At 75.3% G+C, this 14,414-nt stretch carries 12 protein-coding genes; 1 reads left to right on the forward strand and 11 read right to left on the reverse strand.

What is annotated here, in order from left to right; translation table 11 throughout:
* Positions 1-3 precede the first annotated feature (3 nt).
* The 4 genes from gatA to ligA form a co-directional block, all read right to left on the reverse strand.
* Positions 4-1,479, reverse strand: coding sequence for an Asp-tRNA(Asn)/Glu-tRNA(Gln) amidotransferase subunit GatA (gatA, locus tag CO540_RS12835; protein ID WP_099162208.1), 1,476 nt, complete (start codon positions 1,477-1,479; stop codon positions 4-6).
* Positions 1,476-1,781, reverse strand: coding sequence for an Asp-tRNA(Asn)/Glu-tRNA(Gln) amidotransferase subunit GatC (gatC, locus tag CO540_RS12840; RefSeq protein ID WP_091580658.1), 306 nt, complete (start codon positions 1,779-1,781; stop codon positions 1,476-1,478). Before gatC ends, gatA begins: the two co-directional genes overlap by 4 nt.
* A gap of 104 nt (positions 1,782-1,885) precedes the next feature.
* Positions 1,886-4,501 carry an EAL domain-containing protein gene (locus tag CO540_RS12845; RefSeq protein ID WP_099162209.1) on the reverse strand — a complete coding sequence of 872 codons (2,616 nt, stop codon included), beginning with the start codon at positions 4,499-4,501 and terminating at the stop codon, positions 1,886-1,888.
* Between the two features lie 149 nt (positions 4,502-4,650).
* Entirely contained in the window at positions 4,651-6,804 is a 2,154-nt protein-coding gene (gene ligA, locus CO540_RS12850) for an NAD-dependent DNA ligase LigA (protein ID WP_099162210.1), read from the reverse strand.
* Positions 6,805-6,994: 190 nt separating this feature from the next.
* Here ligA and CO540_RS12855 point away from each other — a divergent pair, with 190 nt between their 5' ends.
* Positions 6,995-7,528, forward strand: a complete 534-nt coding sequence (locus tag CO540_RS12855; RefSeq protein WP_099162211.1) for a type II toxin-antitoxin system PemK/MazF family toxin — start codon at positions 6,995-6,997, stop codon at positions 7,526-7,528.
* Between the two features lie 19 nt (positions 7,529-7,547).
* On the opposite strand, the gene CO540_RS12860 is transcribed toward CO540_RS12855, so the two are convergent.
* The 7 genes from CO540_RS12860 to CO540_RS12890 form a co-directional block, all read right to left on the reverse strand.
* Positions 7,548-8,561 (reverse strand): ADP-ribosylglycohydrolase family protein, encoded by a 1,014-nt coding sequence (locus CO540_RS12860; RefSeq protein WP_099162212.1) that lies wholly within the window; start codon positions 8,559-8,561, stop codon positions 7,548-7,550.
* A 26-nt stretch (positions 8,562-8,587) separates the two neighbouring features.
* Positions 8,588-8,956: a VOC family protein gene (locus CO540_RS12865; RefSeq protein ID WP_172967842.1), complete on the reverse strand. Its 369-nt coding sequence runs from the start codon at positions 8,954-8,956 to the stop codon at positions 8,588-8,590.
* A 36-nt stretch (positions 8,957-8,992) separates the two neighbouring features.
* Complete coding sequence (locus CO540_RS12870) at positions 8,993-9,997, reverse strand: methionine synthase (protein ID WP_099162213.1); 1,005 nt, start codon at positions 9,995-9,997, stop codon at positions 8,993-8,995.
* Between the two features lie 535 nt (positions 9,998-10,532).
* Positions 10,533-11,606 carry a tRNA 2-thiouridine(34) synthase MnmA gene (gene mnmA / locus CO540_RS12875; RefSeq protein WP_216642363.1) on the reverse strand — a complete coding sequence of 358 codons (1,074 nt, stop codon included), beginning with the start codon at positions 11,604-11,606 and terminating at the stop codon, positions 10,533-10,535.
* A 37-nt stretch (positions 11,607-11,643) separates the two neighbouring features.
* The gene (locus CO540_RS12880; protein WP_091580688.1) at positions 11,644-12,819 is read right to left on the reverse strand and encodes a cysteine desulfurase family protein; all 1,176 of its coding nucleotides are present in this window, start codon (positions 12,817-12,819) and stop codon (positions 11,644-11,646) included.
* An 86-nt stretch (positions 12,820-12,905) separates the two neighbouring features.
* The gene (locus CO540_RS12885) at positions 12,906-13,577 is read right to left on the reverse strand and encodes a class F sortase (protein WP_099162215.1); all 672 of its coding nucleotides are present in this window, start codon (positions 13,575-13,577) and stop codon (positions 12,906-12,908) included.
* The gene (locus CO540_RS12890) at positions 13,574-14,404 is read right to left on the reverse strand and encodes a DUF4397 domain-containing protein (RefSeq protein WP_091580697.1); all 831 of its coding nucleotides are present in this window, start codon (positions 14,402-14,404) and stop codon (positions 13,574-13,576) included. Before CO540_RS12890 ends, CO540_RS12885 begins: the two co-directional genes overlap by 4 nt.
* Positions 14,405-14,414: the final 10 nt, after the last annotated feature.

A 14,414-nucleotide genomic window follows, 5' to 3' on the forward strand; every position in this document is an offset into this window, starting at 1 on the left:
GCCTCACAGTGCCGGTGGGGTGAACGTGCCGACCGTGGACTCCAGCGCGGCGGCGACCCGGTACATCCGGTCGTCGGCCATGGTCGGGGCCATGATCTGCAGACCGACCGGGAGCCCGTCGGACAGACCGCACGGGACCGAGATCGCCGGGCCGCCGTACAGGTTCGTCGGAATGGTGAACAGGTCGGCCAGGTACATCTGGTAGGGGTCGGAGGTGCGCGCCCCGATCGGGAACGCCACGAACGGCGTGGTCGGCGAGATCAGCGCGTCCACCTGCTCGAACGCGGCGGTGAAGTCGCGGGTGATCAGGGTGCGGACCTTCTGCGCCTGGCCGTAGTAGGCGTCGTAGTAGCCCGAGGAGAGGGCGTACGTGCCGATCATGATGCGGCGCTTGACCTCCGGGCCGAAGCCGGCCTCCCGGGTCAGCGACATGACCTCCTCCAGCGACCGGTTGCCGTCGTCGCCGACCCGCAGGCCGAACCGGACGCCGTCGAACCGGGCCAGGTTGGAGGAGCACTCGCTCGGCGCGATCAGGTAGTAGGCCGGCAGCGCGTACCTGAAGTGCGGGCAGGAGATCTCCACGATCTCCGCGCCCAGCTTGGCCAGGGCCTCCACCGACTCGCGGAACGCGGCCATCACGCCCGGCTCGGCGCCCTCGCCGGTGAACTCGGTGACCACACCGAGCCGCACGCCGGTCAGGTCACCGCTCGCGCCCAACCGGGCCGCGCCCACCACGTCCGGCACCGGGGCCGGGATCGAGGTGGAGTCGCGCGGGTCGTGACCGCCGATCACCTGGTGCAGCAGCGCGGCGTCGAGCACGTTGCGCGCGCACGGGCCGGGCGTGTCCAGCGACGAGGAGAACGCGACCAGGCCGTACCGGGAGGTGCCGCCGTAGGTGGGCTTGGCGCCGACGGTGCCGGTGACCGCGCCGGGCTGGCGGATCGAACCGCCGGTGTCCGAGCCGATCGACAGCGGCGCCTCGTACGCGGCCAGCGCCGCGGCGCTGCCGCCGCCGGAGCCGCCGGGGATCCGCTCCAGGTCCCACGGGTTGCGGGTCGGGCCGTACGCGGAGTATTCGGTGGAGGAGCCCATGGCGAACTCGTCCATGTTGGTCTTGCCGAGCATCACCGTGCCGGCGGCGCGCAGCCGCTCGACGATCGTCGAGTCGTACGGCGGACGCCAGCCCTCCAGGATCTTCGACCCGACCGTGGTGGGCACGCCCTTGGTGGTGAGCACGTCCTTCACCGCGACCGGCACGCCGGCCAGCGGGCCCAGCTCCTCGCCGGCGGCGCGACACTCGTCCACGGCCCGCGCGGCGGCCAGCGCCCCCTCGGTGTCGACGTGCAGGAAGGCGTGCACCCGGTCGTCGACGGCGCCGATCCGGTCCAGGTGGGCCCGGGTGACCTCGACCGCGGAGGTCTCGCCGGTCGCCACCAGACCGGCGAGGTCGGCGGCGCTGAGCTTGGTCAGGTCGGTCACGATGCCACATCCTCGTCCAGGATCCGCGGGACGCGGAACCGCTGCTCCTCGGCGTCGGGCGCGCCCGACAGCACCTCCTGCGGGGTCAGGCTCGGGGTCACCACGTCCTCGCGGAGCACGTTGGTCAGCGGCACCGAGTGGGACGTCGGCGGGATGTCCGCCGCGGCGACCTCGCCGACCTGCGCGACCGACTGGAGGATCACGTCCAGCTGACCGGCGAAGGTGTCCAACTCCTCCTCGGTGACGGCGAGCCGCGACAGTCGCGCGAGGTGCGCGACCTCCTCGCGGGAGATGGCGGCCATCGGGTGCCCCCTTCGTGGCTGTCCTGAGACGTCTGCGTGTGCCGGCCGCGCGCGACGGCTGAGCGATGACGCGCGGTGACCGGAGCGAGTCTATTGTCCCGCGGTCACGACGACGCCTTCGACTCCCCCTCCGGGCCGCCCCGGCCGCCCGCCTCGGCGACCGCCGGACGCACCGGGCGGTACCGCGACAGCCAGGCGGCCAGTTCCTCCGCCGGCATCGGCCGGGCGTGGAACCAGCCCTGCGCCACGTCACAACCGGCGGCGTGCAGCAGCCGCCAGGTGCGCTCGTCCTCCACGCCCTCGGCCACCACCCGCAGCCCGAGCGCGCCGGCCAGCTCGATCATCGAGCGGACGATCGCGGCGTCGTCCGGGTCGTCGGCCATCCCCAGCACGAACGACCGGTCCACCTTCACCTCGGACAGCGGCAGCCGGCGCAGATGCTGCAACGAGGAGTAGCCGGTGCCGAAGTCGTCCAAGGCGATGCCGACCCCGATCCGGTGCAACTGGGTGATGCTGGCCAGCACCCGCCGGGGGTCGGCCATCAACGCGCCCTCGGTGATCTCCACCTGGAGTCGCTCCGGCGGCACGCCGTAGCGGGCCAGCCGGTCGGCGATCTGGTCGGCGATCTCGCCGGTGTGCAGGTCCCGGACGCTGACGTTGAGCGCGGCGCGCAGCGTGAGCCCGGCCGCGGACCACTTGGCGAGCTGCTCCACCACGTCGTCCACCACCCGGCGGGTGAGCAGCCGCATGACCGCGCTCTGCTCGGCGACCTGGATCAGCTCACCCGGATCGACCATCCCGCGGCGCGGGTGCCGCCACCGCAGCAGCGCCTCGACGCCGACCACCTCGCCGGTCGCGATGGCGATCTGCGGCTGGTAGTACATGGTGATCTCACCCGGGTCGTCCGCCTCCCGCGCCGCCGGTCGGTGGGAGGCGACGGGACCGCCGTCGGGCTCGCCCGGCGCGGCGCCGGACGTCACGACGGCCTCGGCAACCTCGGTGGCGTGGGCGGCCCGGGCGACGGGTGCCGTGTCCGTGGCCGTGAGCGCGTGGGCGGACGGCGGAACCTCGGCCGCGGTACCGGCCGGCACGGCGTCACCGCCGGACCAGGCCGCCGGGCCGACGGGCGCGCCGGCGCGGGCGCCACGGCGGCGGATCGGGTCGGCGCCGGTGAGGATCTGCTCGATCAGGTCGTCGCCGGGCCGCACCTCGACGCGTTCCCGGCGGCGCCGCAGCCGCCACCGGGCCGGACCGCCGTCCGGCCGGACCCCACCGCGGCCGTCGTCCCGGCCCGGCCGCGCGTCGGAGGCCGGCCGCCCGTCGTCCGCCGGCCCGTCGTGCGCCGGCGCGGCGGGCAGGTCCGGCGCCAGCGCCGCACCGTCACCCCCGCGTACGCCGACCGACTCCCCGGCCGGCGGCGACTCCAACACCCGACGCAGGTCGGCCAGGAGACTCAACCGTTCCGCCGAGTTGTGGTCGGACTCCGGCGCGTAGACCGCGACGGTGTCGTTGCGGTGCTTGGCGTCGTACATCGCGACGTCGGCGTGCCGCATCAGGGTGGCGAAGTCCTCGCCGTGGTCGGGGAAGAGCGCGACGCCGATGGAGCCGCCCACGTCCAACGGCAGCCCGTCCAGCGGCACCGGCTCGGCGAGCGCGGCGACCACCCGGTCGGCCCGCTCGCGGGCCTCGTCGAGGCCGGCCAGCCGGGGTACGACGATGGCGAACTCGTCCCCGCCGAGCCGCGCCACCAGGTCCCGTTCGCCGACCACGTCGATCAGGCGGGCGCTCACCTCGACCAGCAGTCGGTCGCCGACCGCGTGCCCGAGCGCGTCGTTGACGTGCTTGAACCGGTCGAGGTCGAGCAGCAGCAGGGCCAGGTGGGCGGCCGGCTCGCCACGGGCGGCCCGTTCGGCGTGCAGGTGCACCTGCTCGGCCACCTCGGTGAGCAGCGCCTTGCGGTTGGGCAACCCGGTGAGCGGGTCCACGTCGGCGAGCTGTTCCCGCTCGGCGGAGAGCCGGGCCATCCGGTAGACCGCGAACAGCGGGACCAGCACCAGCGGGATCAGCGCCGCGCTGGCCCGGGCGGCGGCCACCAGCACCGGCGCGAGCAGCAGCAGCGAGCCGGTGGAGAGCAGCTCGTAGGCCAGCCCGTGCCGGACGCTGGGCCACCACCGGTCGCCGAAGCGCAGCCGGATGGCGGTGGTGACCAGGCCGTAGTTGACCACGAACCAGGCCACCGTGGCGCCACCCACCGCCGCCACGTCGGTCCAGTGCAGCCGGCCGCCGCCGAACAGCTCACCCGGGCCGAGCCGGGTGACGGCGTACGCGGCGGCGAGCGCGCAGGCGTACTGGGCGGCGTTGAAGGCGGTGCGCCAGGGGGCGTAGCCGAGGCGCCAGCCGGAGACGGCCACCGCGACGGCCTGCACCGCGACGGCCGGGCCGAGCCCCCAGCCGAGCAGGATGGCGAAGGTGAAGCAGGTCGACGGGAAGACCGCCGAGGTCTGCCGCCGGCCGGGCGGGACGAACGGTCGGGCGTCGCAGGCGACGGCGAGCGCCGCCATGGTCCAGAATGCGGCCGGCAGCTCGGTCAGCCGGTCGGGGAGCGAGACGAGCGGCCCGACCGAGACGAGCAGGGCGAGCACGCCGACGCCGGCGACGAAGCCGAAGAACGGCCCGGTCCGCCCGGGCGGGACGGAGTTGCGCGGGTCGCCGTTCTCCATCGCACCTCCCGGAAGCGGCATCGGCACGCGCGGTCACGCGCCGTACGCCAATGAAACGCCCTCCGGGTCGATTTCCCCGACACGACAGTCACGAATCGGTCGTAGTCGTAATTAAGTTGGTATACGGCGCAGCCGTCGTCAGGGCCGGGTCAGTCCTCCACCCGGGCCACCGCGTGGGCCGCGTCGGGGCCGGACTCCAGCAGCACCCGGAACCCGTCCTCGTCGAGGATCGGCAGCTTCAGGGTGGCCGCCTTGTCGGCCTTGGACCCGGGGTTGTCGCCGACCACCACGAAACCGGTCTTCTTGGAGACCGACCCGCTCACCTTGCCGCCCCGGCTCTGGATCGCCTCGGCGGCCTGGTCGCGGCTGAACCCGGCCAGCGTGCCGGTGACCACCACGGTGATCCCGTCCAGCGGTCGCGGCCCCTCGTCGCCGCCCTCCTCGGCCATCCGAACGCCCGCCTCGGCCCACTTGCGGACCACGTCGCGGTGCCAGTCGACGGCGAACCACTCCTTCAGGCTGGCGGCGATGGTCGGGCCGACGCCGTCCACCGAGGACAGCTCCTCCTCGCTCGCGGCCTCGATGGCGTCGATCGACCGGAAGTGCCGGGCCAGCGCCTGCGCCGCGGTCGGGCCGACGTGCCGGATGGAGAGCGCCACCAGCACCCGCCACAGGTCGCGTTCCTTGGCCTCGGCCAGGTTGTCGAGCAGCTTGACCGCGTTGCTGCCCAGGCTGCCGTCCTTGTTGACGAAGAACGGCGAGTGGCGCAGCTGGTCGGCGTCGAGGTGGAAGAGATCGCCCTCGTTGGTGATGATCTGCGCGTCCAGCAGCGCCGCCGCACCCTTCTCACCCAGCGCCTCGATGTCGAACACCTTGCGGCTGGCCAGGTAGAAGACCCGTTCCCGGATCTGCCCGGGGCAGCCACGGGCGTTGGGGCAGCGGATGTCGACGTCGCTCTCCTTGGCCGGTGCGAGCGGCGTGCCGCAGGCCGGGCAGGTGGTCGGCATGACGAACGGGCGGGCGTCGGGCGGCCGCAGCTCGACCACCGGGCCGAGCACCTCGGGGATCACGTCGCCGGCCTTGCGCAGCACCACCGTGTCGCCGATGAGCACGCCCTTGCGCTCGACCTCGCGGGCGTTGTGCAGGGTCGCCAGCGCGACCGTGGAGCCGGCCACCCGGACCGGTTCGAGGACGGCGAACGGTGTCACCCGGCCGGTGCGCCCGACGTTGACGTCGATGTCGAGGAGCTTGGTGTTGACCTCCTCCGGCGGATACTTGAAGGCGATCGCCCAGCGGGGGGCGCGGCTGGTCGAGCCGAGGCGGCCCTGGATGGAGACCGGGTCGACCTTGACCACGACGCCGTCGATCTCGTGCTCGACGTCGTGCCGGTGCTTGCCGTAGTAGGCGATGTAGTCCGCCACCCCGGCCAGGTCGTCCACCACCTTCCAGCGGTCGCTGGTGGGCAGGCCCCAAGCCCTGAGCGCGACGTACGACTCGGACTGCGCGGCCGGCCGGAACCCGGTGCGCGCGCCGATGCCGTGCACCACCAGGCGCAGCGGGCGGGAGGCGGTGACCCGCGGGTCCTTCTGCCGGAGGCTGCCGGCGGCGGCGTTGCGCGGGTTGGCGAACGGGGCCTTGCCCTGCTCGACCAGGCTCGCGTTGAGATCGGCGAACGCGGCCACCGGGAAGTAGATCTCGCCGCGCACCTCGATCAGCTCCGGCACGTCGGGGAAGTCGTCGGACGGGGTCAGCCGGGCCGGCACACCCTTGATGCTGCGCACGTTGGCGGTGACGTCCTCGCCGGTGCGCCCGTCGCCCCGGGTGGCGGCGCGCACCAGCCGGCCCTTCTCGTAGGTCAGGTTGATGGCCAGCCCGTCGACCTTCAGCTCGCACAGGTAGGGCACCGGGCCGCCGGCGTCGCGCTCGACCCGCTCGGCCCAGGCGGCCAGCTCCTCGTCGGCGAAGGCGTTGTCGAGCGAGAGCATCCGTTCGGCGTGGGTGACCGGGGTGAAGTCGGTGGAGAAGGTGCCACCGACCCGCTGGGTGGGCGAGTCGGGGGTGCGCAGCGCCGGGTATTCGGCCTCCAGCGCCTCCAGCTCGCGCAGCTGCCTGTCGAACTCCGCGTCGGTGACGGTCGGCGCGTCCAGCACGTAGTAGCGGTACTGGTGCTCGGTGAGCTCCTGGCTCAGCAGGGCGTGCCGCTCCCGGGCCTCCGGGGTCGGCTCGGCGCCCGCCGCCGCCTCCTGGGCGGCGTCGACCGCCGAGGGAACCGCTTCTTCGGACACGCCGCCGTGTTCGGACACGCTGTCGACCTCCCGTGCTCGTGCTACCCCCGCACCGTAGCGGTCGGGGGTGACAACCGTCCGGCCACCCGCGCTGACCAGGCGACCCGGCGCGGGCCCGGCGCGCGTCGCGCCACCGGGCGGGCCGGCCCCGGCCGTGCGACGATCGCGGCGGCGGCGCTGGGCCGGAACGGACGGAAGGGGGGTACGGATGCGCGACGGACTGATCTGGGCACTGGTGATCGTGGTCTGCGTGGCCGCCGGCTGGCTGTGGAGCGAGTGGCGCCGCCGGTCCACCGGGACCGGCCCGCGTACCCGGTCGGCCGACCGACGTCGCCCGGGCGCCGGGCGGCCCGAGCGGGGTCCCCGGGGCGGCCGGACCGGCGCGCCGCCGAGGCCGCGCGACGGCGGCGCGCCGGCCGGAGACCGGCCCCGGCCCGGCGAGATCTGGTGGGCCGACGTGCCCTACGCGGACGGGACCGGTTCGAAGGTGCGCCCCTGCCTGGTGCTGCGGGTCGACGGCCGGGACGCCGACGTCCTGAAGATCACCAGCCAGGACAAGTCGGACCGGGACGACCACCTGCCGATCCCGACCCGCAGCTGGGACCCGGGCGCGGACCACGACAGCTTCCTCGACGTCAGCGAGCCGATCCCGGTGCCGCTGGCCGCGTTCGCCGACCGCGCCGGCACCTGCGACCCCGATCTCTGGCGCGGCGTCCGCCGGCTCCCCCACCTGGCCGCCTGAGCCGGGGGACGACGGCCGCTCAGTCGAGCGCGTCGGCGAGCGCGCCGAGCTGGTCGGCGTATTCGATCCGGTCGGCCCACCCGGCCGGCCAGGCCGCCATCCCGTGCGCGGCCCCGACGAAGGCGCCGGCCAGCGCGGCGATGGAGTCCGAGTCGCCGGCGGTGGTGGCGCCCCGGGCCAGCGCGCCGACCGGGTCGTCGGGGTGCCGCAGCGCGCAGAGCAGCGCGGTGGCCAGCGCCTCCTCGGCGATCCACCCCTCGCCGGTGAGCCGGCACGGGTCGCCGCCGTCGTCGGGGCGGGCCAGCGCCGCCTCCAACCGGCCGAGCACCCGCAGGCAGTCGTCCCAGCCCCGGGCCGCGAACTCGGCCGCGCTGCGCTCCCCCGGCCGCTGCCACAGGTCGCCGAGCCAGTCGTCCCGGTAGACCGTGCGCTGCTCGTGGGCCCGGTCGGTGAGCAGGCCGGGCAGCTCGGGCAGCGCCGCGCCGTCGCGCAGCAGCCGGACCGCGTACGCGGTCAGCTCGCTGGCCGCCAGGGCGGTCGGGTGGCCGTGGGTGAGGCCGGCCTGGAGCTGCGCCAGCCCGGCGAGGGTGTCGAGATCGACGTCGAGCAGCCCGAGCGGGGTGACCCGCATGTTCGCCCCGCAGCCCTTCGAGCCGGCCACGGTGGCCTCCTGCCAGCGGGTGCCCCGGGCCAGCTCGGCACAGGCCCGCAGGCACGTCATGCCGGGGGCGCGGTTGTTCTCCGGGCTGGCCGCCCAGTCGAGGAAGCGCTGCCGCAGCAGCGGCTCCACCGCCTCCGCGGTGAGGGCCGGCGCGTCGTGCACCGCCCAGGCGACCGCCAGCGCCATCTGGGTGTCGTCGGTGACCAGCGCCGGATCACCCTCCAGCTCGCGCGGACCGGCCGGGCCGTAGCGCCGGACGATCTCGGTGACGGTGAGGAACTCGGTCGGCTTGCCCAGGGCGTCGCCGTAGGCCAGGCCGAAGAGCGACCCGGCGGCGCGGCGGGGGGTGGAGGCGGTCACGGTGGCGATCATGCCCCGGCCGCGCAAACCCGGGCCGGTCAGTCCCAGCAGAGGCAGAACGGGTGGCCGGCCGGATCGGCGTAGACCCGCCAGCCGTCACCCTCGCCGCGCAGCCGCCGCGCTCCGAGTGCCAGCGCCGCCTTCTCGGCCGCCTCGATGTCGTCCACGGTCACGTCCAGGTGGAACTGCTGCGGACGCTCCGGGTCGGGCCACGCCGGGGCGCGCAGGTCGAGCGCCTTCTGGAAGGCGAGGCGGGGCTGGTGCCCGGGCGGGCCGCCGAGCACCACCCAGTCGTCACCCTCGGAACTCTCCTCGATCACCGGCAGGCCGAGCAGCTCGGCGTAGAAGCCGGCCAACGCACGCGGGTCAGGGCAGTCGATCACCGTGGAACGCAGTCGTCCGATCATGCCGGTCATCCTGCCCCCGGGGTACGACGGGAAACGTCACTCCTCGGCGAGCCGCCGCCCGGCGTCCCGGCAGGCGGCCAGCACCGCGCGGGCGTACGCCGGGCTGGCGCCGGCCAGGCCGCACGCCGGGGTGACCACCACCTGCTCGGCGAGCCGGCGACGGGGGAAGCCGAGCTGGTCCCAGACCCGGCGGACCCGGGCGGCCACCTCGGCGGACGTGGGTGCCCGCCCACCGGCCGGCGGCAGCGTCGGCGCGGCGCCGGCCAGCAGCCCGAGCCCGGCGTCGATCGCCTCGCCGAGCGGGTCCAGGTCGGTGAGCAGCGACAGGTCGAGGGCGACGCCGACCGCCCCGGCGGAGCGGATCAGCTCCAGCGGCACGTCCGGCGCGCAGCAGTGCACCAGCGTGGGCGCCCCGGCCGCCTCGATCACGCCACCCAGCAGCGCCCGGGCCACCTCGCCCTCCACCGGACGGTGGGTGCCGAGCCCGCTCTCGGTGGGCACGCGGCCGGCCAGCACCGCCGGCAGGGACGGCTCGTCGAGCTGGAGCAGCACCGAGGCGCGGGGCAGCCGCCGGGCCACCGCCGCGACGTGCCCCCGCAGCCCCTCGCCCAGCGAGCCGGCGAGGTCGCGTACCGCGCCGGGGTCGCGCAGCAGCCGGCCACCGATCGGCAGCTCCAGCGCGGCGGCCAGGGTGAACGGGCCGGCGGCCTGGACCTTGACCGGACCGGCGTACTCCTCGGCCTGCTCGGCGAGCTGGTCGAGGTCGCGTTCCATCAGGTCCCGGGCCCGGCGCAGGTCGCGGCCGGGGCGCGGGGCGATCCGCCAGCGGGCCGCGTACAGCTCGACCGGAAGCTCGACCAGCAGGCCGGCGGTGCGCCCGAGCAGGTCCGCGCCGGGGCCCCGGGCGGGCAGCTCCGGCAGGTGCGGCAGTGCCGGCAGCTCACCGAGCACGATCCGCTGCGCCTCGGCGATGTCGGTGCCGGGCAGCGACCCGATCCCGGTCGCCGCGCCGGTGGGCCAGGGCCACGCCTGCTCAGTCACCGCCGCAGCCTATCCGCTGCCTCCGGCCGGGCGCGGGGGGACGCGGGCCCGGGGCCGACGCCCCCTCGCCCGCCACGACGGCACGACGGCACGACCTGGCAGCCCGCACCGGTCACGCCGCCCGTGGACGCACCGTCCCCACACATCGACGCGGGCACTGCCCGCCCCCGTTCGCGCGGGACCGGCGGTGGATGGTCGCTCGGAGCACGCTTTCGAGCTGATATCGGGAACGACTCAGCGGGCCCGCGCGGCGGTTGAGTCGTCTGCGCTATCAGCTCGAAAGGCAACCGTCGGGCACGCCGACGGCCTGCCGGAGCGACCTGGGCGACCTGGGCGACCTGGGCGACCTGGGCGACCTGGGCGGAGCAGACCGGCACGGCGGCGGGCGTCAACCTCGACGGCCAGTTCCGGGGGCGCGCTCCCCGCCCCCGGCTGGCCCGGCCCGTCGCGGCCGGGTCCACGCGGCCAGGGTCCGGCGGCCAGGACCCACGCGGCCAGGGACCCGCCGCCGGGGACCGCCGACCAGGGACCGCGGTCAGGCGGTGATGGTGGCGGAGCCGAGGACCACGTCGCCGGCCGGGTCCGGCCGGTAGGCCACGATGGCCTGACCGGCGGCGACCCCGCGGACCGGGCGACGCAGCGACGCGCGCAGGCCGTCGGCGTCCACCGAGACGGCGGCCGGGACCACGTCGCCGTGCGCCCGCAACTGCACCTCACACTCGATCGGCCCGTCCGGGCGCGGCCCGCCGGTCCAGACCGGCCGCAGGGCACGCACCGAGGAGACCTCCAGCGCCTCGGCCGGGCCGACGGTCACCGTGTTGGTCGTCGGGGTGATGGAGAGCACGTAGCGCGGCCGGCCGTCCGGCGCCGGCCGGTCCAGGTGCAGCCCGCGCCGCTGTCCGACGGTGTACTGGTAGGCGCCGCTGTGGCTGCCCACCACCGCGCCGGTGAGCGCGTCCACGACCTGACCGGGGGCCTCGCCCAGCCGCTCGGCCAGGAAGCCGCGGGTGTCACCGTCGGCGATGAAGCAGATGTCGTGCGAGTCCGGCTTGTCGGCGACGGCGAGGCCGCGCCGGGCCGCCTCCGCGCGGACCTCGGCCTTGGTCGAGTCGCCCAGCGGGAAGATCGACCGGTCGAGCTGCGCGCGGGTCAGCACCGCGAGGACGTACGACTGGTCCTTGGCCGCGTCGACGCTGCGCCGCAGCAGTCCGTCCGGGCCCAGCCGGGCGTGGTGGCCGGTGACCACGGCGTCGAAGCCCAGGGCCACGGCCCGGTCCAGCACCGCGGCGAACTTGATCTTCTCGTTGCAGCGCAGACACGGGTTCGGGGTACGGCCGGCCGCGTACTCGGCGACGAAGTCGTCGACCACGTCGTCGTGGAACCGGTCCGCCATGTCCCACACGTAGAACGGAATGCCCAGCACGTCGGCGGCCCGCCGGGCGTCCCGGGAGTCCTCCAGCGTGCAGCACCCCCGCGCGCCGGTGCGGTAGGTCTGCGGGTTGCGGGCCAGCGCCAGGTGCACCCCGGTCACGTCGTGCCCGGCCTCCACCGCCCGCGCCGCCGCCACGGCGGAGTCCACTCCGCCCGACATCGCCGCCAGAACCCTCACCAGCCCACTCCCCTCGTCCTCACCGAGGGTATCCGGGTCAGCGGGGCGTACGGAGGGCGGCCGCGCGGCGGGCCCGCTCCACGGCGGCCGGCAGCGCGGCGATCAGCGCGTCGACGTCGGCGCCGGTGCTGGTGTGCCCCAGCGTGAACCGCAGCGAGGACCGGGCCCGGTCGTCGTCGGCGCCCATGGCCAGCAGCACGTGCGAGGGCTGGGCCACGCCGGCCGAGCAGGCCGACCCGGTCGAGCAGGCGATGCCCTGGGCGTCGAGGAGCAGCAGCAACGCGTCGCCCTCGCAGCCGGGGAAGGAGAAGTGCGCGTTGCCGGGGAGCCGGTCGGCCGGGTCGCCGTTGAAGACCACCTCGGGGACCGCCCGGCGGACCCGCTCGACCAGCTCGTCGCGAAGCGCGGCGATCCGGGCCGCGTACTCCTGCTGGTTCTTGACCGCGGCCTCGACGGCGACCGCGAACGCGACGATGCCGGCCGTGTCCAGGGTGCCGGAGCGCACGTCGCGCTCCTGGCCGCCGCCGTGCAGCAGCGGGGTGGCGGCGACGTCGCGGGCCAGCAGCAGCGCGCCGACGCCGGCCGGACCGCCCAGCTTGTGCCCGGTCACGGTGAGCGCGGACACGCCGCTCGCGGCGAAGTCGACCGGGACCTGCCCGACCGCCTGGATCGCGTCGGTGTGGAACGGCACGCCGCGAGCGGCGGCGACCGCGGCCAGCTCGGCCACCGGCTGGACGGTGCCCACCTCGTTGTTCGCCCACATCGCCGTGACCACCGCCACGCGGTCGCCGTGCTCGGCCAGCTCGGCCCCGAGCCGCTCCGGGTCGAGCCGCCCGGCCGCGTCCACCGGCAGCCAACCGACCTGCGCGCCCTCGTGCGCGACCAGCCAGTCGACCGCGTCGAGCACGGCGTGGTGCTCGACCGCGCTGGAGACCACCCGGACCCGCTCGGCCCGGTCGGCCCGCCGGGCCCAGAAGATGCCCTTCACGGCGAGGTTGTCGCTCTCCGTGCCGCCGCCGGTGAAGATCACCTCGGAGGGGCGGGCGCCGAGCGCGGCGGCCACCCGCTCCCGGGACTCCTCCACCCGCCGTCGGGCGCGGCGGCCCGCCGCGTGCAGCGACGACGCGTTGCCCACCTCGCGGGCGGTGGCGACGTACGCCTCGAGTGCCTCGTCGAGCATCGGGGTCGTCGCCGCGTGATCCAGGTATGCCATCACCGTTCAGCCTAACGGCCGGTGGGCGCGCCACCGGGGGCCGGACCACCCGTCCCGCACGGCGGTGGGACGGGTGGTCCGGTCCGTCATGCGGGAACCGCGGTGACGACGATGTTGTCCCGGTAGTGGCGGGTCTTCGGGTCGAACGGACCGCCGCAGGTGATCAACGTCAGGCGCGGCTTGCCGTCCCGGGCGAAGTACCGGTCCAGCGGGATCTTCGTCTTCGTGTACTCCTCCCGGGCCACCACCCGGTAGCGGCGCTCCTCGCCGTCCGAGCCGGTGGCGGTGAGCGTGTCTCCCCGGTCCAGCTCACGCAGCCGGAAGAACGCTCCCTTGCCCTGCTCGGCGCTGTCCACGTGCCCGGCGATGACCACCGAACCGGCACCGGCCTCCAGACCCGGGCCGTAGCGGTACCAGCCGACCTGGTCCACGCTCGGCGGCACCTCGAACTCGTTCGTGCGGTCGTTGATGCCGACCGGGTTCACCGTGGCGGTGACCTTGATCGGCGGGATGCTCAGCCGGACCGGGGGCACTGTCGCGCCGTCCGCCGGGAGGGTGCCCGCGTTCACCGGCACCGACGCGTCCCCGGCCGTCGTGGGCGTCGCCGACGGGGCGGGCGTGGAGCTGGCCAGGGTCGCCGCCTCGTCGGCCCCGACGTCCTCGGCGGGCTGCGAACCGCAGGCCACCAGGGCCGCGACGGAGAGCGCGGCGGCGCCGGCGGCCATCGCCGCCAGCGCCCCGCGGTTGCGCACCGTCACCGGCGACCGGCCCGGGCGGTGGCCACCCGCGCCCCGCCGCCGACCAGCAGCAGCACGCCGGCGCCGGCCAGCACGTACCACCAGGTGTCCACGCCGGTGCCGGCCTGACCGCCGGTGCCGCTGGGCACGCCGCCCGGCGCCGAGTGCAGACCGCTGATGGTCTGCGCGACCAGGTCCAGGTTCTTGGCGTCGGCGGAGCCGATCGCGTAGACGATGGTGGCGGTGCCCTCCTTGAGGTTCAGGTCGGCCGGGCCGATGGCGACGGTGTCGGTGCCGGCGAGCACCACGTCCGCCTTCACGGAGCCGGCGGCCACGTCGGCCTTGGCCTCCTTGGGGTTGGTCAGGCCCTCGAAGACCGGCTTGCCACCGGCCCGCACGTCGACGGCCGGCGCGGCGGCGGTGTGCCGGACGATCAGCCGGGCCTTGCCGGCGCCCACCTTGGACACGTCGTTGACGAACGGGGTGATCTGCGGCTTGCCGTCGGCGCTCAGGTGGGCGGCGAGGCTGATGTTCGCCCCGCCCGGCACCTCGGCGTCGTCGACCTTGAGGATCGCCTTGTCGATCGCCTCACCGGGCTTGGTCAGGGCGATGTCGTACTCCCCCTCGGGCAGGGTCAGCGGGCCGGCCACGTCGCCGGGCTTGAAGTTGTCCAGCGTCTTCTTGCCGTTGACGTACACGTCGACCGGGGTGTCCGGGATGCCGTGCACCACGGAGACCTTCGACGAGGCGGCGTAGGCCGGGCTCATGGTGGCGGCGCCGACACCGGCGAAGGTGAGGGCGGCCACCGCGCCGCCCGCGGCGACCCGACGGAACATGGCGAGCTGCATTGTCTGCCTC

This window comes from Micromonospora sp. WMMA2032, assembly GCF_002688545.1.
Lineage (GTDB): Bacteria > Actinomycetota > Actinomycetes > Mycobacteriales > Micromonosporaceae > Micromonospora > Micromonospora sediminicola.